This is a genomic window from Pseudomonas sp. MN1F (assembly GCF_009391885.1).
Lineage (GTDB): Bacteria > Pseudomonadota > Gammaproteobacteria > Pseudomonadales > Pseudomonadaceae > Aquipseudomonas.
Window position 1 is genome coordinate 243,723 of record NZ_VZII01000009.1, and the last position, 20,013, is coordinate 263,735.

At 61.7% G+C, this 20,013-nt stretch carries 18 protein-coding genes and 1 pseudogene; 11 read left to right on the forward strand and 8 right to left on the reverse strand.

All coding sequences use genetic code 11. The annotated features are described in order from the left end of the window. Positions 1–7 precede the first annotated feature (7 nt). Together F6X59_RS06980 and glnA are read right to left on the reverse strand one after the other, a co-directional pair. Positions 8–451: a cupin domain-containing protein gene (locus F6X59_RS06980; RefSeq protein ID WP_152955589.1), complete on the reverse strand. Its 444-nt coding sequence runs from the start codon at positions 449–451 to the stop codon at positions 8–10. Between the two features lie 148 nt (positions 452–599). After that, entirely contained in the window at positions 600–2,006 is a 1,407-nt protein-coding gene (glnA, locus tag F6X59_RS06985; RefSeq protein WP_103446036.1) for a type I glutamate--ammonia ligase, read from the reverse strand. A 472-nt stretch (positions 2,007–2,478) separates the two neighbouring features. On the opposite strand from glnA, the gene thiI reads away from it, so the two are divergent. From thiI to F6X59_RS07000, 3 genes are all read left to right on the forward strand, one after another. Continuing rightward, on the forward strand, positions 2,479–3,933 hold the full coding sequence (thiI, locus tag F6X59_RS06990) for a tRNA uracil 4-sulfurtransferase ThiI (protein ID WP_152955590.1): 1,455 nt from the start codon (positions 2,479–2,481) through the stop codon (positions 3,931–3,933). Positions 3,934–4,060: 127 nt separating this feature from the next. Beyond that, positions 4,061–5,884, forward strand: coding sequence for a translational GTPase TypA (typA, locus tag F6X59_RS06995; RefSeq protein WP_346654236.1), 1,824 nt, complete (start codon positions 4,061–4,063; stop codon positions 5,882–5,884). A gap of 130 nt (positions 5,885–6,014) precedes the next feature. After that, complete coding sequence (locus tag F6X59_RS07000; protein ID WP_152955592.1) at positions 6,015–7,445, forward strand: PhoPQ-activated protein PqaA family protein; 1,431 nt, start codon at positions 6,015–6,017, stop codon at positions 7,443–7,445. A 67-nt stretch (positions 7,446–7,512) separates the two neighbouring features. On the opposite strand, the gene F6X59_RS07005 is transcribed toward F6X59_RS07000, so the two are convergent. Both F6X59_RS07005 and F6X59_RS07010 read right to left on the reverse strand, forming a co-directional pair. After that, on the reverse strand, positions 7,513–7,773 hold the full coding sequence (locus tag F6X59_RS07005) for a DUF3077 domain-containing protein (protein WP_152955593.1): 261 nt from the start codon (positions 7,771–7,773) through the stop codon (positions 7,513–7,515). A 40-nt stretch (positions 7,774–7,813) separates the two neighbouring features. Then, positions 7,814–8,095 (reverse strand): hypothetical protein, encoded by a 282-nt coding sequence (locus tag F6X59_RS07010; protein WP_152955594.1) that lies wholly within the window; start codon positions 8,093–8,095, stop codon positions 7,814–7,816. Positions 8,096–8,564: 469 nt separating this feature from the next. On the opposite strand from F6X59_RS07010, the gene F6X59_RS07015 reads away from it, so the two are divergent. Further along, the gene (locus F6X59_RS07015) at positions 8,565–9,215 is read left to right on the forward strand and encodes a hypothetical protein (protein ID WP_152955595.1); all 651 of its coding nucleotides are present in this window, start codon (positions 8,565–8,567) and stop codon (positions 9,213–9,215) included. A 173-nt stretch (positions 9,216–9,388) separates the two neighbouring features. Here F6X59_RS07015 and F6X59_RS07020 read toward each other — a convergent pair whose 3' ends face one another. Further along, positions 9,389–9,793, reverse strand: coding sequence for a YkgJ family cysteine cluster protein (locus F6X59_RS07020; protein WP_003249225.1), 405 nt, complete (start codon positions 9,791–9,793; stop codon positions 9,389–9,391). A gap of 185 nt (positions 9,794–9,978) precedes the next feature. On the opposite strand from F6X59_RS07020, the gene F6X59_RS07025 reads away from it, so the two are divergent. The 3 genes from F6X59_RS07025 to F6X59_RS07035 all read left to right on the forward strand — a co-directional run bounded on the left by F6X59_RS07025 (position 9,979) and on the right by F6X59_RS07035 (position 14,188). Next, positions 9,979–12,429, forward strand: coding sequence for a glycogen/starch/alpha-glucan phosphorylase (locus tag F6X59_RS07025; RefSeq protein ID WP_152955596.1), 2,451 nt, complete (start codon positions 9,979–9,981; stop codon positions 12,427–12,429). 148 nt (positions 12,430–12,577) lie between these two features. Continuing rightward, positions 12,578–13,588, forward strand: coding sequence for a class 1 fructose-bisphosphatase (locus F6X59_RS07030; RefSeq protein ID WP_085621711.1), 1,011 nt, complete (start codon positions 12,578–12,580; stop codon positions 13,586–13,588). Positions 13,589–13,591: 3 nt separating this feature from the next. Beyond that, on the forward strand, positions 13,592–14,188 hold the full coding sequence (locus F6X59_RS07035; protein ID WP_152955597.1) for a DUF924 family protein: 597 nt from the start codon (positions 13,592–13,594) through the stop codon (positions 14,186–14,188). 33 nt (positions 14,189–14,221) lie between these two features. Here the strand turns inward: F6X59_RS07035 and F6X59_RS28915 are convergent, their stop codons facing one another. After that, positions 14,222–15,052, reverse strand: a complete 831-nt coding sequence (locus tag F6X59_RS28915; RefSeq protein ID WP_372240324.1) for a methyl-accepting chemotaxis protein — start codon at positions 15,050–15,052, stop codon at positions 14,222–14,224. Between the two features lie 24 nt (positions 15,053–15,076). Next, positions 15,077–16,141 (reverse strand): annotated as a pseudogene (locus tag F6X59_RS28920) (cache and HAMP domain-containing protein); the annotation flags it as partial. A 197-nt stretch (positions 16,142–16,338) separates the two neighbouring features. Here F6X59_RS28920 and bamE point away from each other — a divergent pair. Together bamE and F6X59_RS07050 are read left to right on the forward strand one after the other, a co-directional pair. Next, complete coding sequence (gene bamE, locus F6X59_RS07045; RefSeq protein ID WP_027921036.1) at positions 16,339–16,593, forward strand: outer membrane protein assembly factor BamE; 255 nt, start codon at positions 16,339–16,341, stop codon at positions 16,591–16,593. Further along, a complete protein-coding gene (locus F6X59_RS07050) occupies positions 16,590–17,162 on the forward strand; it encodes a lipocalin family protein (RefSeq protein WP_152955599.1) in 573 nt (190 codons plus the stop codon). Before bamE ends, F6X59_RS07050 begins: the two co-directional genes overlap by 4 nt. A gap of 34 nt (positions 17,163–17,196) precedes the next feature. Here F6X59_RS07050 and F6X59_RS07055 read toward each other — a convergent pair whose 3' ends face one another. Next, positions 17,197–18,561: a formimidoylglutamate deiminase gene (locus tag F6X59_RS07055; RefSeq protein WP_152955600.1), complete on the reverse strand. Its 1,365-nt coding sequence runs from the start codon at positions 18,559–18,561 to the stop codon at positions 17,197–17,199. Positions 18,562–18,706: 145 nt separating this feature from the next. Here F6X59_RS07055 and hutC point away from each other — a divergent pair, with 145 nt between their 5' ends. Beyond that, complete coding sequence (gene hutC / locus F6X59_RS07060; RefSeq protein ID WP_152955680.1) at positions 18,707–19,417, forward strand: histidine utilization repressor; 711 nt, start codon at positions 18,707–18,709, stop codon at positions 19,415–19,417. Then, complete coding sequence (locus F6X59_RS07065) at positions 19,414–19,986, forward strand: HutD family protein (RefSeq protein ID WP_152955601.1); 573 nt, start codon at positions 19,414–19,416, stop codon at positions 19,984–19,986. Before hutC ends, F6X59_RS07065 begins: the two co-directional genes overlap by 4 nt. The last annotated feature ends 27 nt before the right edge of the window (positions 19,987–20,013 follow it).

Below are 20,013 nucleotides of genomic sequence, written 5' to 3' on the forward strand. Positions count from 1 at the left end.
TTTCATGTCACTGGACTACGCTTCCCGTTGGGCACTCACTGGCGGGGGTGGCGGGAGCAATGCCTGCTGCGCCCGCGTAGAACACCAGCAGTTCGGCGGGTTGCTCAGAGGTATGACCGCGGTGGACGCGATTGACGATTTCCGCCAGCGATTCACCCGCACGTACTCGGGTGCGCTTGCCGTCGAGGGTTTCTACTTCGATTTCGCCTTTGACCAGGTAACCCATGTTCGGCGCCAGGTGGCAGTGCCACTCGAGTGAGGTGGCGGCTGGGATCTGAATCCTCAGCAGCGACAGTTCAGGTTGGCCTTCGGGATAGCGCATGTAGGGCGTGCCGTCCCAACCATTGGAGGCACGGAGCAAGACGTTGGATGTGAGCGTTGCCGGTTCGGCATCGAGGTTGGCGCAGCCGCTGATCAGCAGCGCAGAGGTCAGTATTGCGAGGATGCGCATGAAAAGAGCCCCAGTGGATGAATGAATCGTCCACCCTGCGCAATGGTGATGAGTGAGTCTGTCAGCTGGATCTGTATTGCTTGTACGAAAAAGGGCCTCCCGAAGGAGGCCCTTTTGATCAGGTCATCGGCGCAAGGCGCCAATCAGATCAGCAGCTGTAGTACAGCTCGTATTCCAGCGGGTGCACGAAGGTGCGGACCTTGATTTCTTCTTCGCTCTTCAGCTCGATGAAGGCATCGATGAAGTCGTCGGAGAACACGCCGCCCTTGGTCAGGAACGCACGGCCTTTATCCAGCTCTTCCAGAGCTTCTTTCAGGCTGCCGCAAACCTGCGGGATGTCCTTGGCTTCTTCTGGCGGCAGGTCGTACAGGTTCTTGTCGGCAGCATCGCCTGGGTGGATCTTGTTCTGGATGCCGTCCAGGCCAGCCATCAGCAGGGCTGCGAAGGCCAGGTATGGGTTGGCCGATGGGTCCGGGAAGCGTGCTTCGATACGGCGGGCTTTCGGGCTGCCGACGTAAGGAATACGGATCGAGGCGGAACGGTTGCGAGCCGAGTAGGCCAGCATTACCGGCGCTTCGAAGCCTGGGACCAGACGCTTGTACGAGTTGGTCGACGGGTTGGTGAAGCCGTTCAGGGCCTTACCGTGCTTGATGATACCGCCGATGAAGTACAGGGCGGTGTCGGACAGGCCGGCATAGCCTTCACCGGAGAAGGTGTTCTTGCCGTCTTTCCAGATCGACATGTGCACGTGCATGCCCGAGCCGTTGTCGCCGTACAGTGGCTTCGGCATGAAGGTGGCGGTACGGCCGTAAGCGTCGGCAACGTTGTGCACGACGTATTTCAGGGCTTGTACTTCGTCAGCCTTCTTCACCAGGGTGTTGAACTTGACGCCGATTTCGTTCTGGCCGGCAGTCGCCACTTCGTGGTGGTGAACTTCAACGGTCTGGCCCATTTCTTCCAGAGCGTTGCACATGGCGGTACGGATTTCGTGGTCGTGGTCGAACGGCGGAACCGGGAAGTAGCCGCCTTTCACGCCTGGACGGTGGCCTTTGTTGCCGCCTTCCACGTCTGCGTCGGACATCCACGAGCCTTGCTCGGAGAAGATCTTGAACATCGAGCCGGAGATGTCCGACTTGAACTTCACTTCGTCGAAGATGAAGAACTCTGGCTCTGGGCCAGCGAAGACGGTGTCACCGATGCCGGTGCTCTTCAGGTACTCTTCGGCGCGCTTGGCGATCGCACGTGGGTCGCGATCATAGCCCTGCATGCTCGATGGGTCGACGATGTCGCAGGTGATGATCAGGGTCGGTTCTTCGGTGAACGGGTCCAGAACGGCGGTCTCGTCGACCGGCATCAGGATCATGTCGGAAGCTTCGATGCCTTTCCAGCCAGCGATGGAGGAGCCGTCGAACATCTTGCCGACTTCGAAGAAGTCTTCGTCCAGGCCATCACGCGCCGGCATGGTCACGTGATGCTGTACGCCCTTGGTGTCCGTGAAACGCAGATCAATCCACTTGACGTCATGATCTTTGATGAGTTGAACCGACTTCGACATGTTGTCCTCCGGAGGGTCTAGAGCGCGGTGGGCCGCTGCTCTGGAAAAAGGGTGTTGCCGGGCGCGGATAGTCGGCCAAGCGTACCTGCCTCACAAGGGAGCAAATTGCATGCCAGTGCCCGAAAATGGCGAGGGCGGGATAAAAAGGGGCGTTTGCGGGCATTTGCCGGGCTGACGGCGGGTAAAAGTGCACCCTTAGGAGGCAGAAATCCAGTGTAGAGCACCAAATGAGTGCATGGCATGAAAGGTGTGCTTGTTTTGAGGGCCTCATCGCGGATAAATCCGCTCCTACAATGACCGCTCACCTGATTAGGAGCGGATTTATCCGCGATGAGGCCGGCACAGGCACTGCAAATTCTGTCTCCCACATTTATCTCAAAGCTTCTGATCAAAAGTTGGTCAAATCCTGAGCAATTTCCGCTATAATTCGCGCCCCTCATTTTCGGCAGGCCCTGCGCGCGCTGTTAACCCAATGAAACTTATCGTCAAAGTCTTCCCAGAAATCACCATCAAGAGCCGGCCGGTGCGCAAGCGCTTCATCCGCCAGCTCGGCAAGAACATCCGCAACGTGCTCAAGGATCTTGATCCAGAGCTCGCGGTCGATGGTGTCTGGGACAATCTCGAGGTGGTTACCCGCGTCGAAGACGAGAAGGTCCAGCGCGAGATGATCGAGCGCCTCACCTGCACCCCGGGCATCACCCACTTCCTGCAGGTCGATGAGTACCCGCTGGGTGACTTCGACGACATCGTCGCCAAGTGCAAGCACCACTTCGGCCACCTGCTGGCCGGCAAGCGCTTCTCGGTGCGCTGCAAACGCGGCGGCCACCACGACTTCACCTCGATGGACGTCGACCGCTACGTCGGCAGCCAGCTGCGCCAGCAGTGCGGCGCCGCCGGCATCGACCTGAAGACGCCGGAAGTCGTGGTGCGCATGGAAATCCGCGACCAGCGCCTGTATGTGATCCACAACCAGCACAACGGCATCGGCGGCTACCCGCTGGGCGCCCTGGAGCAGACCCTGGTGCTGATGTCCGGTGGTTTCGATTCCACCGTGGCGGCCTACCAGATGATGCGCCGCGGCCTGATGACCCACTTCTGCTTCTTCAACCTCGGCGGCCGTGCCCACGAGCTGGGCGTGATGGAAGTCGCCCACTACCTGTGGAAAAAGTACGGCAGCAGCCAGCGCGTGCTGTTCATCAGCGTGCCGTTCGAAGAAGTGGTCGGCGAGATCCTCAACAAGGTCGACAACAGCTACATGGGCGTGACCCTCAAGCGCATGATGTTGCGCGGTGCCGCGCACATGGCCGAGCGCCTGCAGATCGACGCGCTGGTCACCGGCGAGGCGATTTCCCAGGTCTCCAGCCAGACCCTGCCGAACCTGTCGATCATCGACTCGGCCACCGACAAGCTGGTGCTGCGCCCGTTGCTGGCCAGCCACAAGCAGGACATCATCGACCAGGCGACCGAAATCGGCACCGCCGACTTCGCCAAGCACATGCCGGAATACTGCGGCGTGATCTCGGTGAACCCGACCACCCATGCCAAGCGTCACCGCATGGAGCACGAAGAAAAGCAGTTCGACATGGCCGTGCTGGAACGTGCCCTGGAGCGTGCCAAGTTCATCTCCATCGACCATGTGATCGATGAGCTGGGCAAGGACATCGAAGTCGAGGAAGTGGCCGAGGCACTGCCGGGCCAGATCGTCATCGACATTCGTCACCCCGATGCCCAGGAAGACGAACCTCTGGTGCTCGAAGGTATCGAAGTCCAGGCCATGCCGTTCTATGCGATCAACAGCAAGTTCAAGCACCTGGACCCTACGCGCCAGTACTTGCTGTATTGCGACAAAGGTGTGATGAGCCGTTTGCACGCACACCACCTGCTCAGTGAGGGACATGCCAATGTGCGTGTTTATCGTCCGACATAAGACGCCAGGGCTGTATGGCGGCAGCATCCGCCATCGCCCTCCCGACCATCGGGCCCGCTGAGCCTCAAACCGTACATATTCGCCGCCTACACTGGCGGCAACCGAATCCTCTGATCGAGATACAGTTGTGATCGAAAATCTGCGTAACATCGCCATCATCGCCCACGTTGACCATGGTAAAACCACCCTGGTCGACAAACTCCTGCGTCAGTCCGGCACCCTGGAGCGTAACGAGCTCAACGACGAGCGCGTCATGGACTCCAACGACCAGGAAAAAGAGCGCGGTATTACCATTCTGGCGAAAAACACCGCCATCAACTGGAACGGCTACCACATCAACATCGTCGACACCCCCGGCCACGCCGACTTCGGTGGCGAGGTTGAGCGTGTAATGTCGATGGTCGACTCCGTGCTGCTGCTGGTAGACGCCCAGGACGGCCCGATGCCGCAAACCCGCTTCGTGACCAAGAAGGCCTTCGAAGCCGGCCTGAAGCCGATCGTCGTGATCAACAAGGTTGACCGCCCGGGCGCGCGTCCTGACTGGGTTCTGGACCAGATCTTCGACCTGTTCGACAACCTCGGTGCCACCGACGAGCAGCTGGACTTCAAAGTCGTCTACGCCTCGGCCCTGAACGGCATCGCCGGTCTGGACCACACCGCCATGGGCGACGACATGACTGCCCTGTACCAGGCTGTCATCGACCACGTTCCAGCGCCAGCTGTTGACCGTGACGGCCCGTTCCAGATGCAGATCTCCGCACTGGACTACAACAGCTTCCTGGGCGTGATCGGTGTTGGCCGTATTGCCCGTGGTCGCATCAAGCCGAACACCCCGGTTGTCGCCATCGACGCTGACGGCAAGAAGCGTAACGGCCGTATCCTCAAGCTGATGGGCCACCACGGCCTGCACCGCGTCGACGTCGAAGAAGCCCAGGCTGGCGACATCGTCTGCATCAGCGGTTTCGACGAGCTGTTCATCTCCGACACCCTGTGCGACCCGACTGCTGTCGAGGCGATGAAGCCGCTGACCGTTGACGAGCCTACCGTTTCGATGACCTTCCAGGTCAACGACTCGCCGTTCTGCGGCAAGGAAGGCAAGTTCGTCACCAGCCGTAACATCAAGGACCGTCTGGACAAGGAGCTGCTGTACAACGTTGCCCTGCGCGTTGAAGAAACCGACTCCCCAGACAAGTTCAAGGTGTCGGGCCGTGGCGAGCTGCACCTCTCGGTACTGATCGAAACCATGCGTCGCGAAGGCTTCGAACTGGCCCTGGGCCGTCCGGAAGTGATCATCCGTGAAGTCGACGGCGTGAAGCAGGAACCGTTCGAAAACGTTACCATCGACATCCCTGAAGAATCCCAGGGCAAGGTCATGGAAGAGATGGGCCTGCGTAAAGGCGACCTGACCAACATGGTCCCGGATGGCAAGGGCCGTGTACGCCTGGAATACAACATCCCGGCTCGTGGTCTGATCGGTTTCCGTAACCAGTTCCTGACCCTGACCAACGGTGCAGGCATCCTGACTTCGATCTTCGATCGCTACGACACCGTGAAGTCCGGCCACATGTCCGGCCGTCAGAACGGCGTACTGGTTTCGGTCGAAACCGGCAAGGCGCTGACCTACTCGCTGGAAACCCTGCAGGCGCGCGGCAAGCTGTTCGTCGAGCACGGTCAAGAGATCTACAACGGTCAGATCATCGGCCAGAACAGCCGCGACAACGACCTGGGCGTCAACCCTACCAAGGGCAAGAAGCTCGACAACATGCGTGCTTCGGGTAAAGACGAAGTCATCGCCCTGGTTCCGCCAGTTCGCTTCACCCTGGAACAGGCTCTGGAATACATCCAGGAAGACGAGCTGTGCGAAGTAACGCCGAAGTCCATCCGTCTTCGCAAGAAGATCCTAGACGAAAGCGAGCGTACCCGCGCTGCCAAAAAAGCCAAGAACAGCTAAGTTAGTTCAGGCTGAATGAAAACGCCCCCGGTCGAAAGGCCGGGGGCGTTTTTGTTTATGCGGCATCCGCTGGCGGCCTGTCGAGGTGTTGTCTAGGCTGATGAGCTTTATCTTCAAGGAAGAAGGCTTCATGAATGTTCGCTTGGTATTCGCGAGTGCCTGTCTGATCGCCAGCTTCCATGCCAGCGGCCAGCAGGACTGCGCCGGCCTGCGCCCGCAGGAAGTGGTCAGGTGCTACATCGGCAATGTTCGACAGGCGCCACTGGATGCCCAACTGTTCGAACAGACGTCATCGCCTGACTACAGGTTCCTGGCGTTTCACATGACCTCACAGCAATGGGCGCCGGCCCCGGTCACTGAGCCACGCGAATGGAAGCACGATGTCGAGTTGTACGTGCCGCGCCATGCTGTGCCCGGCAAGGCGTTGCTCGTCGTGAACAACGGCGTGCGCTTTGGTGCTGCGCAGCCCCCGAGCTATACCCGCGAAGTTTTGCGTGAGGTTGCCCTCAAGGCACGCATCGCGGTGGTGATGGTCAGTGATGTGCCGAATCAGGCGCTGACCTTCAGCGACGTCCAGAAGCCCTTGCGTGAAGATGAAGCCGTTGCCCATACCTGGGCGCATTCGCTGAATGACCAGGCTGCCGCGCCGGAGCTGCCCTTGCAGGTGCCGATGGCCGCAGCGGCGAGCCGGGCGATGGATCTTGCGCAGGAACAGTTGAAAAAAATCGGGCACAAGGTTGACCGGTTCATCATCACGGGTGGCTCCAAGCGTGGTTGGGGGGCGTGGTTGACGGCGCTGGCCGATGACCGCGTGATGGCCATCGTTCCTAACGTGATCGAGGTGGAGGATACCGCCGCCATGCTGGCCGGCTTGCGTAAGCGCTACGGTGGCCACTGGCCCCTGGCGCTGTTGCCTTACCAGCAGGCGGGAGTCTTGAAGCAGCTGGACAGCCCCGGATTTGCGCGCCTGGCTGCCATGATCGATCCGATGCAGTACCTCAATGAGCATGGCCAGCGCCTGGCGATCCCCAAGTACCTGATATCCGCCAGTGGCGATGATTTCTTCGCCCCCGACCCGGTTACCGATTACCAGCAGCGCCTGCCGGGGCAGACCAGCCTGAGGGTGTTGCCGAATTCGGACCATGCCGGGGTGCGTGAGGCGGTGGTCAGTACGCTGGTGCCTGTGGTGAGGCGCCTGCATGAGGGCGAGCCGCTGCCGAGGGTGCAACTGATCGCCGATGAGCGCGCGGGAACGATGCAGGTCAGATTTTCCGAGCGGCCATTGACCGTCAAGGTGTGGACGGCCAGCAACAGTCGGGATCGGGATTTCCGCTATGCCTGCGGGGTGCGCTACGTCTCCCAGACGATCAAGCCGAAGCGGCGGCTTACCGTGCAGCGAACTGCACCCAGCGTGGGTTGGCAGGCGCAGTTCATCGAGGCCACCTTCGCTGACGGTTTCATCGCTACCAGCCCGGTCAGTGTCTGGCCGCAGACCTTCCCGGATCATCCGCCGGCGGACCTAGGCGGGGCGTGCCGGAGTGTTCCTGCGGACATACCCTGAGCATCCGCTGACGGATCACGGTGGTGCTAGCCACAGCTTCCCGGGGGACAGTGCGTGAGCCGCTGGCTCAGTGCGGCATGCCCAGTTCGGCGTCGTCCAGCAGGGCCTTGGCCAATGCACTGAGGTAATGCGCGGCCCAGATCAGTTGCGGGTCATTGTCCATCACGGCGGTGAGGGTCAGGTCGCGCACGCAGCCCAGCAGTTCGGAGGCTTGGTCGCGGGCGTCCTGGCAGGGGATGCCTGCGCAGACCTGGAACAGGGGTTGTTTGTGCTCTTCGCCCTGGTAGAAGCAGGTTTTGCCGGGGGTGGTCTGGTTGTTGTCGGTCATTGGTTTCTCTCCCTGAGTCATGTGGTGGAAGCGGCGAACATCAATGCGTGCTGCCGGCACGCTCCAGGGCGAGCGACAAGGCATCCGCCTGCCCCCAGGCCAACTGCATGGCCCGCAAGCCATTCACCAGCGTCTCCCGCGTGCGGTCATCCTCTATGCCATCGAGGGCGCGGTGGCTGTGGTTGTAGGCGATCATCAGGTAGTGGGTGATGTTGACCACGACGTGGTCGAGAGGGACGAGGTTTTCGCAGATGGCGTGGGTGAGGGTCGTGCCGTCTGGGAGGTCGAAGTGGTGGGGTGGGTCGGGGACGATCTTTTTCATATTGGCACCATGTCGTTCATGTGCCACCCGTCCGTTTCCACACATTGGGGTGACAGCTGCACACGGGGTGGAAAACCAGGCACATGGCAAACCCGGTAGGCTCGAAAGCCTCCCGCGTACAGCTGTCATGACGACAGCAGCCAGTTGAGTTGCCGAGGTTTCCACACCCCGATCGCTGAACCATTCAGCGACCTGGAAAGCCTAGAGAGACAGGTTTCCAGTGACAATCAGACGCGAGTCGACAGGGTTTGTAGGGTATTTCGCGAGGACTGAAGTCGCCAGCCAATACTTGTAGGAATTATCTGCATCAATAGTGGGAAAGTTTCTTGGTGCATAGATGAACAGTTTTCAGTTGCCTTGGCTGGGAGGTGTATCACTTAGATTTTGGGCAGTCTAGAAGACCGATATTTCCAGTGTCGGTTACAGCATATTTCTCTGTACTCAATTACTTACCAAGCTGTTTTTGGCAATGGCCGATGGCCTCAGTACGCTGCCTGCTGGCAATCGATTGAGGCAGAGAATGAAGGGCAAGGGGTGGAAGGAGCACTTGGCTCGTGGCCAGATTGAGGTAGCAGGCAGCACGTGGAGTCTGCTCCATTTGCGCCCAAACTCTCATCAGTTGAAGATCCCGGGCCTTTCCGATCAGGAGACGGGGGAAGTAGTGCTGGCGGTTGAGTACTCAAGCCACTGTGTCAGCTATGGCCCCAAGCAAGGTACTGAACTGGACTTCGATCATTCGGGGCACGATCACTTGCTGATCGATCATCGAGGAATTCGTCGTGCCTTCTGCCCTAACCGTCACAAGCTGTCAGTTCAGTTGCCTTCGATTATTGCTTCTTTGCCTGAGCGGCAGTGCCTGTTTACTGGGCATAGCAACTGGTTGACCATCGAGGGTAATCAATTCGGGTATCCGGAAGGCAGCCGATATGAGGTGTATTTCAACTTGCGTCGAGACTCGCCCCGTAGTCTGAAACTCTATGTCGAAAGCGCTTACGTGCGTGACCCTGGCCATCCTTCGAATCGGCCTACGGCGCTGAAACGGCACGAAAAGATCAAAGGCTGGTTGCTGATGCTGAAGAAGCTGAGAAATGAGCCGATTCGACGGCCTGTAAGGCGATAGCAGCCTGTAAAAATACGAAACCCCCAATGAAGGGGGTCGTATCGCGGATGCCCTTAGGGACTAATCCCATCAACCGGCACGGCCGGAACCAGGTGGCGGCGTCTAGACACTTCCTGACGGAAGCTCCGTGTACATCGAGACAGGTGAAAGTCTATTGAGTCCTGGCGAGACCGTCAACGCCCAACCACCTTCGGCTTGTAAGCACAATACCCCGGCCGCGGCCCGACCTTCGGATGGTTACGGCAGGTATCCGGCCGCTTGTCATAAATGGTGCACAGCCGGCTCTTGCGATCCAGGTACATGCAGTCATCGTTGCTCATCCGGGTCAGGGTGAAGATCCCCGACTTCTGGTTGAAGCGCTCGATGATGCCTTCCTTCTGCAGGCGCTTGGCCACGTTCTTCGGCGGTTCGTCTTTCTCGAACTCGTCCACCACGCCAATGCGGATCAGATCCTTGATCTTCACCTCCACCGGCAGGGTGCAGCAGGTCGAATGGCAGCCATGGCACATGTTGCTGGTGTAGCGCTGCCAGGTCTCCAGGCGGTCGACTTCGGCGGCGGCGATCAGGGTCGTTTTCATCGTTATGGGGGTGAATCACGGTCTTGGGGCGCGCGATCATACCGGAATTGCTCAATTTATGAACAACCTTTTGACCGAATGCGCAAACGTTCATGAAAACCACGAACACAGGCTGTCGCTCTTGGTCGAAGCGTCTAGGCTCAACAATCTGCCTCCGCTTTCGTCAACTTGCCCGAGGATGCCCCATGTCCCAGGAACCTGAAGCTCGTGACGCCGAAGTCGCGGATTTTCGCGCTGCTGTACTGGATAAGCTGACCTACGCGGTCGGCAAGGACCCGGAGCATGCCTTTGACCATGACTGGTTCGAAGCCATCGCCCTGGCCGCGCGCGATCACATGGTCGACCACTGGATGGACCACACTCGCCGGGCCTACCGACGTAGCCAGAAGCGGGTCTACTACCTTTCCCTGGAATTTCTCATCGGCCGCCTGCTCTACGACAGCCTGAGCAACCTCGGCTTGCTGGATATCGCCCGCGATGCGCTCGAAGGCCTGAACGTCGATCTGGAGCGCATTCGCCTGCTTGAGCCGGATGCCGCCTTGGGCAATGGTGGCCTTGGCCGCCTGGCGGCCTGCTTCATGGAGAGCATGTCGACCTTGGGCATCGCCGCCCATGGATACGGCATCCGCTACGAACACGGCCTGTTCCGCCAGGCGGTGGTCGATGGCTGGCAGCAGGAGCAGACCGAGAACTGGCTGGATTTCGGTAACCCCTGGGAGTTCGAGCGCGCCGAGGTGATTTACCCGATCAGCTTCGGGGGTAGTGTCGAAACGGTGCTCGATACCCGCGGCCAGCAACGCCAGGTGTGGTGGCCGGGCGAGACGGTGCGAGCGGTAGCCTACGACACGCCTGTGGTTGGCTGGCGCGGTGCCAGCGTCAACACCTTGCGCCTGTGGCGGGCGCGGGCGCTGGAAGAGCTGCACCTGGAGCGCTTCAATGCCGGTGACCACCTCGGCGCGGTCGCCGAAGTAGCGCGGGCCGAAAGCATTTCGCGGGTGCTGTACCCGGCCGATAGCACCGAAGCCGGCCAGGAACTGCGCCTGCGTCAGGAGTACTTCTTCGTGTCGGCCTCGCTGCAGGACCTGCTGCGTCGCCACCTCAACATGCACGACAACCTGCTCAACCTGCCGGACGCGGCAGCCATCCAGCTCAATGACACTCACCCATCGATCGCCGTGGCCGAGCTGATGCGCCTGCTGGTCGACCAGCACGAAATTCCCTGGGACACCGCTTGGGAACTGACGGTCGGCACCCTGGCCTACACCAACCACACCCTGCTGCCCGAAGCCCTGGAAACCTGGCCGGTGGCGCTGATGGAGCGCATGTTGCCGCGGCACATGCAGATCATCTACCTGATCAATGCCTACCATATCGACAGCCTGCGCGCCAAAGGCCTGCACGACTTTGACGTGCTGCGCGCGGTCTCGCTGATCGAAGAGGACAACGGCCGGCGGGTGCGCATGGGCAACCTGGCATTTCTGGGCTCGCACAGCGTCAATGGCGTGTCGGCGCTGCACAGCAAGCTGATGAAGAGCACGGTGTTTGCCGAGCTGCACAAGCTCTACCCTCAGCGGATCAACAACAAGACCAACGGCATCACCTTCCGCCGCTGGCTGTACCAGTCCAACCCGCAGTTGACCGAGATGCTGGTCGAGGCGCTCGGGCCGGAGCTCAAGGACGACCCCGAGGGGCGCCTGGCCGGGCTGGTGCCGTTCGCTGACAAAGCCAGCTTCCGCAAGCAGTTCGCCGCCCAGCGCCTGCACAGCAAGCGTGCCCTGGCCAGCATCATCCAGGACCGGATCGGCGTCACGGTAAACCCAGAGGCGCTGTTCGACGTGCAGGTCAAGCGTATCCACGAGTACAAGCGCCAATTGCTCAACCTGCTGCACACCGTGGCGCTGTACCAGGCCATGCGCAACGACCCCGGTACCAACTGGGTGCCGCGGGTGAAGATCTTCGCCGGCAAGGCCGCGGCCAGTTATCACCAGGCCAAGCTGATCATCAAGCTGGCCAATGACATCGCCCGTGTGGTCAACAACGACCCGACCGTGCGTGGCCTGCTCAAGGTGGTGTTCCTGCCCAACTACAACGTCAGCCTGGCCGAAAGCATCATCCCGGCGGCGGACCTCTCGGAGCAGATTTCCACCGCCGGTTACGAAGCGTCCGGCACCAGCAACATGAAGTTCGGCCTCAACGGCGCACTGACCATTGGCACGCTCGACGGCGCCAACGTCGAGATGTGCGAGCAGGTGGGGGCGGACAACATGTTCATCTTCGGCCTGACCGCCCAGCAGGTGGAGGCACGGCACAAGGCGGGCGACTTCGGTGCGAGTGCGGCGATTGCCGCGTCCAACCGCTTGAACGATGTGCTGCAGGCGATCCGCAGTGGAGTGTTCTCGCCGGATGACCCAGCGCGCTATGCCGGGCTGATCGACGGGCTGGTGGGCTATGACCGCTTCCTCGTGTGCGCCGACTTCGATGCCTACTGGGATGCCCAGCGGCGGGTCGAGGAGCTGTGGCACACACCACAGGAATGGTGGCGCATGGCAGTGCTGAACACGGCGCGGATGGGCTGGTTCTCCTCGGACCGGACCATTCGTGAATATGCCACCGAGATCTGGAAGGCACTGGACTGAGCCCAGGGGCCGCACAGCGGCTCCAGCCGACCATTGGCCGGGCACTTGCTGAACTCAACGCCGGAAGTCGAGTCTCTTTGCTCGCTAGGCTGCAACTCTCCCTGTAAACTGCGGGGGTTTTTCACCCCCTATCCTTTCGGAGCCATACATGTCCCGCGTTACCCTGAGTCGCTATCTGATTGAGCAGACCCGCAGCAACAATACCCCTGCCGATCTGCGCTTCCTGATCGAAGTGGTGGCGCGTGCGTGCAAGGAAATCAGCCATCACGTGTCCAAAGGCGCCCTCGGCGGCGTGCTGGGCAGCATGGGCACTGAAAACGTGCAGGGCGAAGTCCAGAAGAAACTGGACGTGATCTCCAACGACATTCTGCTCGAAGCCAACGAGTGGGGCGGCCACCTGGCCGGCATGGCGTCCGAGGAAATGGACAACGCCTACCAGATCCCGGGCAAGTACCCGAAAGGCGCCTACCTGCTGGTCTTCGACCCGCTGGACGGCTCGTCCAACATCGACGTCAACGTGTCGGTCGGCACCATCTTCTCGGTACTGCGTTGCCCTAACGAGTACCTGAGCCAGAACGAAACCCTGAACGAAAACGCCTTCCTGCAGCCAGGCACCGAGCAGGTCGCCGCCGGTTACGCCATTTATGGCCCGCAGACCATGCTGATCCTGACCCTGGGCAACGGCGTCAAGGGCTTCACCCTGGACCGCGAGCTGGGCAGCTTCGTCCTGACCCACGAGAACATTCGCGTGCCGGAAAGCACCGCCGAGTTCGCCATCAACATGTCCAACCAGCGTCACTGGGAAGCCCCGGTGCAGCGTTACGTGGGCGAACTGCTGGCTGGCGAGACCGGCCCGCTGAAGAAGAACTACAACATGCGCTGGATCGCCTCGATGGTGGCCGACGTGCACCGTATCCTGACCCGCGGCGGTCTGTTCATGTACCCACGTGATGCCCGCGAGCCGAGCAAGCCGGGCAAGCTGCGCCTGATGTACGAAGCCAACCCGATGTCGTTCATCATCGAGCAGGCTGGCGGCGCCTCCACCAACGGTTACGATCGCATCCTCGACATCAAGCCGGAAAGCCTGCACCAGCGCGTGTCGGTGATCCTCGGCTCGAAGGAAGAGGTCGAGCGCGTCACCGCGTACCACAAGGAGTAAGTCATGCTCGCACCTTGGCAGCCGTTGCTGGAGTGGTGGTTCGGTTGGGGCACCAGTCCCCAGGCCGTGGCTGACGAGAAGAGCACGCTGTGGTTCGGCAAGCATCACGATGCCGAAGCCCAGGCGCTGTTTGGCGACCTGGTCGAGCACGCCCTGGCGGGGGGGCTCGACGAGTGGCAGCAGAGCCCGCAGGGCTGGCTCGGCTTGCTGATCCTGCTGGACCAGCTGCCGCGCATGCTCTACCGCGACACGCCGCGTGCCTTCGAGGGGGACCGGCGGGCCCAGGTGGTGGCCATGCAGGGGCTGCAGAAGAACTGGGATTACCAGTTGCTGCCGATCCAGCGGGTGTTCGTGCTGCTGGTGCTGGAGCATGCCGAGGTGCTGGACTGGCAGAACCTGTGCGTCGAGCGTTACCAGGTGCTGCTCGAAGAGCAGCCGGAGGATAACCGGCGCTTGTTCGAAGGCTTCCTTGATTACGCCGAACAACACCAGCGGGTGATTGCCCGCTTCGGCCGCTTCCCGCACCGTAACCTGGTGCTGGGGCGGCCGAGTACCAGCGAAGAGATGGACTTCCTGCTGGAGCCTGGGTCCAGGTTCTAGTGCCAGTGGGGCCGCACCGCGGCCCCAGCGGTTTCAGATCCTGAAGCTGCCCACCAGATGCTTCAACCGCTCGACCTGATGCTCAAGGTCAGTGCAGGCACGCAAGGTGCTCTGCAGGTTCTGCACCCCTTCCTGATTCAGCGTATTGATCTCGGTGATGTCGACATTGATCGACTCGACCACGGCCGTCTGCTCTTCGGTGGCGGTGGCCACCGACTGGTTCATGCCATCGATCTCGCCAATGCGCTGGGTCACGCTGCCCAGGCGCTCGCCGGCCTGGTTGGCAATGCCCACGCTGTGGTCGCTGTGCTCGCGGCTCTGGCTCATGGTGCTGACCGCCATTTGCGCACCGGCCTGCAGCTCCTCGATCAGGCGCTGTACCTGCTGTGCCGACTCCTGGGTGCGGTGCGCCAGGTTGCGTACTTCATCGGCAACCACGGCAAAGCCACGCCCGGCCTCGCCGGCGCGGGCCGCTTCGATGGCGGCGTTGAGCGCCAGCAGGTTGGTCTGTTGGGAAATACCGCTGATCACATCGAGGATCTGGCCGATGTTGGCGGTGTGGGCATTGAGCGTTTCGATGTTGCCGCACGAGTCACTGATCCGTGCTGACAGCTGGTTCATCACCTCGATGGTGCGCCCGACCACCTGCTGGCCGTCCTCGGCCAGGCCACGCGCTTCGCTGGAATGTTGCGAGGCCAGCGCGGCGTTCTGGGCGATTTCCTGGGCGGCAGCACCCAGCTGATTGATGGCGGCCGCCACGCTGCTGGTACGGCTGGACTGCTGGTCGGCGTTATTGATCGAGGCATTCGAAGCGTTCACCACCTGGGCGGCCACGGCGTTGACCTGGCCGGTGGCCGAGGCCACTTCGCGGATCGACTCGTGAATGCGCTCGACGAAGCGGTTGAACGATTGGCCAAGGCTGCCGAATTCATCCTGGGCATGGATGGTCAGGCGCCGGGTCAGGTCGCCTTCGCCTTCGGCAATGTCATGCATGGCGCGGCCCATCAGGTGCAGTGGCTCCATCAGCATGCGGATCAGCAGGCCGAGCAGGGCGATGATCGCCACCACTGCGATCAAGGTGGCGACGATGGCGGAGGTGCGCAGTTCACCCAGCATGGCGAACGCTGCATCCTGGTCGAGTACCAGCGCCACGTACCAGTCCGCCGACGGCACACCGTCGATGTGGGTGAAGCTGATGAACTGTTTGCGGCCATCGACTTCGACGTCCTTCAGGCCACTGCCGATGCGGGGCGTGTCCTGCGGGTAGACGTCGGCCAGGGTTTTCAGGGCCAGGTCGGCTTTGGGGTGGATCAGGATCTTGCCTTCGCCGTTGACGATGAAGGCATGGCCCTGGCCGTCGAAGTCCAGGGCGTTGATCAGGTTGCTGATGGTCTGCAGGTCGGTGTCGACGCCGCTGACGCCGATCAGCCGGCCCGCTTGCTGCACCGGGGTGGCGAGGGTGATCACCAGCTTGCCGGCCGAGGCCGAGATGTACGGCTCGGTGACGATGGTCTGGCCGCTGGCGCTGGCTGCCTTGTACCAGCCCCGCACCCGCGGGTCGTAGTCGGCGGCGCGGTTGCCCACCGGTACCGACTGCATGCTGCCATCCTGGCCGCCGAAGTAGGTGAGCTGGAAATTCTTGCCATACACCGGCAAGGCCAGGCTGCGGTCCAGGCTGGCTTTGCCCGGGCCATCGACCGCAACTTGCTGGGCCAGCGAGTCGAGCAGCTGGATACGGCTGTCGAGCCAGTTGCGGATGTTGCCGGCGGTGAGGTTGCCCAGGTCCTGCAGGTTGGTCTGCGTGTCGCTGCGCAGGGACTGGCGTTGTCGGTAGTCGTTGAACAGCACGAAACAGGTAAAGGCAACGGCCACCACGAGGGCGGCGGCCAGCAGAATCTTGTGGCTGAACTTGAGGTTCTTGGTCATTTTTCTGGTCTGCACAAGGCAAGGCATAGGAGAGGGCTGTGGCAATGCGCCACAGCGTGCTCGCTGTGTCGTCGCGGCGGGCTAAAACATTAATCGTTTGCGCAGGCCCAGCCGACCAACGGCGTACGACGAAAGCGCTGTTGTCAGGGAACCAGGGAGGGTTTTTCCCGTCGAAGATCACTGCAGGCCACTCGCCTGTGTCTATTTCCCAGGAGTGTCCCTTCATGTCGTTGCGTTCCCTCGCCCTGTTGTCCTTGTGCGTCGTCCTGACCGCGTGCAGCAAGATCAATCAGGAAAACTATTCCAAGCTCAAGGCCGGCATGAACAAGGCCGAGGTCGAGCAGCTGCTCGGCACGCCCACCGAGTGCTCTGGCGCGCTGGGCATGAGCAGCTGTACCTGGGGGGACGAGAAGAGCTTCATCAGCGTGCAATACGCAGCCGACAAGGTGCTGATCTACTCCGGGCAGGGCCTCAAATGAGGCGTTTGCATGTACTGCTGGGGCTGTGCCTGGTGATGCTGCTGGGTGGCTGCGCCACCTCCGCCAACGACCCGCTGGCGCCGAAGACCGCCGGTGATGTCGACCTCAAGCGCTATCAGGGCAAGTGGTACGAACTGGCGCGCCTGCCAATGAAGTACCAGGCCGAGTGCGCGCAGTCCGAAGCGCATTACAACCTCAAGCCCGATGGCTCGTACGGCGTACTCAACCGCTGCCGCACGATGGGTGATGAATGGCTGCGCGCCGAAGGGCACGCCAATATCCAGGAACCGGGGCATACCGACAGGCTGTGGGTCGAGTTCGACAACTGGTTCACCCGCCTGGTACCGGGCGTGGCCAAGGGCGAGTACTGGATCCTGTACGTGGATGATCACTACCGTACCGCGATCGTCGGCAGCCCGGACCGCAAGTACCTGTGGATCCTGTCGCGCACGCCGACCCTGCCGGTGTGGGAGCGCGAGAGCCTGATGTCGAAGGCCCGTCAGCAGGGCTATGACACCAGCCGGCTGATCTGGCGGACGCCGGACAAGCAGATCGTGCAGATGCATTGAAAAGACGGGGGCCGCTATTGCGGCCCCTCTGCATTCAGCCCAGCAGCGTTCGCAGTACGCTGGCAAATGCCTGACGGCTTTGTTCTTCATGGGCATGTTGCCCCTGACGCACCACCCACTGGCCGTTGACCATCACATCTCGCACCTGGCGGTCACCGCCCGCGAACAGCCAGCGGTTAAGAATCCCGTCACCCTCGGCCATGGCGATATACGGGTCTTGCCCATCCAGTACCAGCCAGTCGGCCCGCTTGCCCACCGCCAGCTCGCCAACCGGTTGCCCCAGCGCCTGCGCCCCGCCGATCAGCGAAGCGTCATACAGCGTGCGCCCGACCATCGGCTGGTCGCCACGGTATAGCCGGTTGCGCCGCTGATCCCGCAGGCGCTGGCCGTACTCCAGCCAACGCAACTCCTCGACCACGCTCAGCGACACATGGCTGTCCGAACCAATGCCCATGCGCCCACCCTGGGCCAGGAAGTCCACCGCCGGGAAGATACCGTCGCCCAGGTTGGCTTCGGTGGTCAGGCACAGCCCGGCCACTGCGCCACTGCGCGCCATGGCCGTGACTTCGTCGGCTTCGGCGTGGGTGGCGTGCACCAGGCACCAGCGGCGGTCCACCTCGACATGCTCATACAGCCATTGCAGCGGTCGCAGCCCGCTCCAGGCCAGGCAGTCGTCGACTTCCTTCTGCTGTTCGGCGATGTGGATATGAATCGGGCATTGCGGGTTACCGGCCGCCAGCACTTCGGCGATCTGCCCGGGCGTGACTGCGCGCAGCGAATGGAAGCACAAGCCCAGCTGCTGCGCGGGTTGTGCTGCCAATACTGGCGCCAGCTGCGCCTGCAACTGCAGGTACTGTTCGGTGGAATTGATGAAGCGCCGCTGCCCTTCGTTTGGTGCCTGGCCGCCGAAACCGGCATGGCTGTACAGCACCGGCAGCAAGGTCAGGCCGATGCCGCTGCTGGCCGCGGCCGCACTGATGCGTCGGGACAGCTCGGCCGGGTCGGCGTAGGCCTTGCCCGCCTGGTCATGGTGCACGTAGTGGAACTCGGCCACCGAGGTGTAGCCGGCTTTGAGCATCTCGATGTACAGCTGGCGGGCAATGACCTGTAGCTGCTCCGGGGTGATCTTGCCGACCAGCCGGTACATCAGCTCGCGCCAGGTCCAGAAGCTGTCGTTGGGGTTGCCCGCGACTTCCGCCAGCCCCGCCATGGCCCGTTGGAACGCATGCGAGTGCAGGTTGGGCATGCCTGGCAGCAACGGCCCGGCCAAGCGCTCGGCGCCTTCGGCCGAAGCGTCGGCTTCGATCCGGCTGAGCAAGCCGTCACTGGATACTTCGAAGCGGACGTTACTGGCCCAACCCGTCGGTAGCAGGGCGCGTTCGGCAAAATAGGCGGACATCGGCAAAAATCCTGTTATTGTTTAACTTGTATATACATATACAGGCGTTTGCCTGCCGGGTAAACTGCGGCAAGCTACCGCTCATTCCATTGCCTAAGGACTCAACGCCGTGCCGACACCTCCTGTCTCCGCGCTGGTTGCCCAGATGGGCGAGGGCCCGGCGCCGCTGTATGCGCGGGTCAAGCAGATGATCATCCAGCAGATCGAAAACGGCAGCTGGCCGCCGCATCACCGGGTGCCTTCGGAGAGCGAACTGGTCAGCGAGCTGGGCTTCAGCCGCATGACCATCAACCGCGCCTTGCGCGAGCTCACCGCTGAAGGCCTGCTGGTGCGGATGCAGGGCGTGGGTACCTTCGTCGCCGAGCCCAAGACCCGCTCTGCGCTGTTCGAGGTCAACAACATCGCCGACGAGATCGCCGGCCGTGGCCACCAGCATAGCTGCCAGGTGATCAAGCTGGCCGAAGAGGCCGCCGGTTCCGAGCGTGCCCTGGCCCTGGACATGCGCGAAGGGCAGCGGGTGTTCCACTCGTTGATCGTGCATTACGAGAACGGCGTGCCGGTGCAGATCGAGGACCGCTACGTCAACGCGGCCATTGCCCCCGACTACCTCAAGCAGGACTTCACCCGGCAGACGCCTTATGCCTACCTGTCCCAGGTCGCGCCGCTGACCGAGGGTGAGCACGTGGTCGAGGCGATTCTCGCCGAGCCCGAAGAGTGCCGCCTGCTGCAGATCGAGCGCGGTGAACCCTGCCTGCTGATCCGCCGTCGCACCTGGTCGGGTCGCCAGCCCGTCACGGCGGCGCGGTTGATTCACCCCGGTTCCCGTCACCGCCTTGAAGGACGTTTCAGTAAATGACCCAGTCGCAGTTGCTGCGTGCGCAGGATTACCCGCGCATGCCTTGGAAGAACGGTGGCGGTTTCACCGAAGAGATCACCCGCGACAACGGCGAGGGGCTCGATGGCTTCGGCTGGCGCCTGTCGATCGCCGATATCGAGGAGTCGGGCGGGTTTTCCGTGTTCGCCGGCTACCAGCGGATCATCACCGTGCTGCAGGGTGACGGCATGCGCCTGCTGGTCGACGACCAGGCCAGTCGGCCATTGCTGCCGTTCGATGCGTTCGCCTTCAGTGGTGAGAGCCAGGTCAGCTGCAAATTGCTCGGTGGGGCGATCCGCGACTTCAACCTGATCTATGCGCCGCAGCGCTATCGGGCGCGCTTGCAGTGGTTCGACGGCACCAGCCGGTTGTACAGCTCGGCGTCGACGGTGTTGCTGTTTGCCGCGAGCAATCAGGTTGAAGTAGCGATGGCGGGGCATGAAGTGCAGCGTTTGGGCCTGTATGACTGCCTGCGGCTGGAGGGCAATGACGAGTTGCTGGGGCTGGAGGTACAGGGTCGGTTCTGTCTGATCGAGCTGATGCCACGCTGAATCCGCTGTAATCAGCAAGGGGCCGCA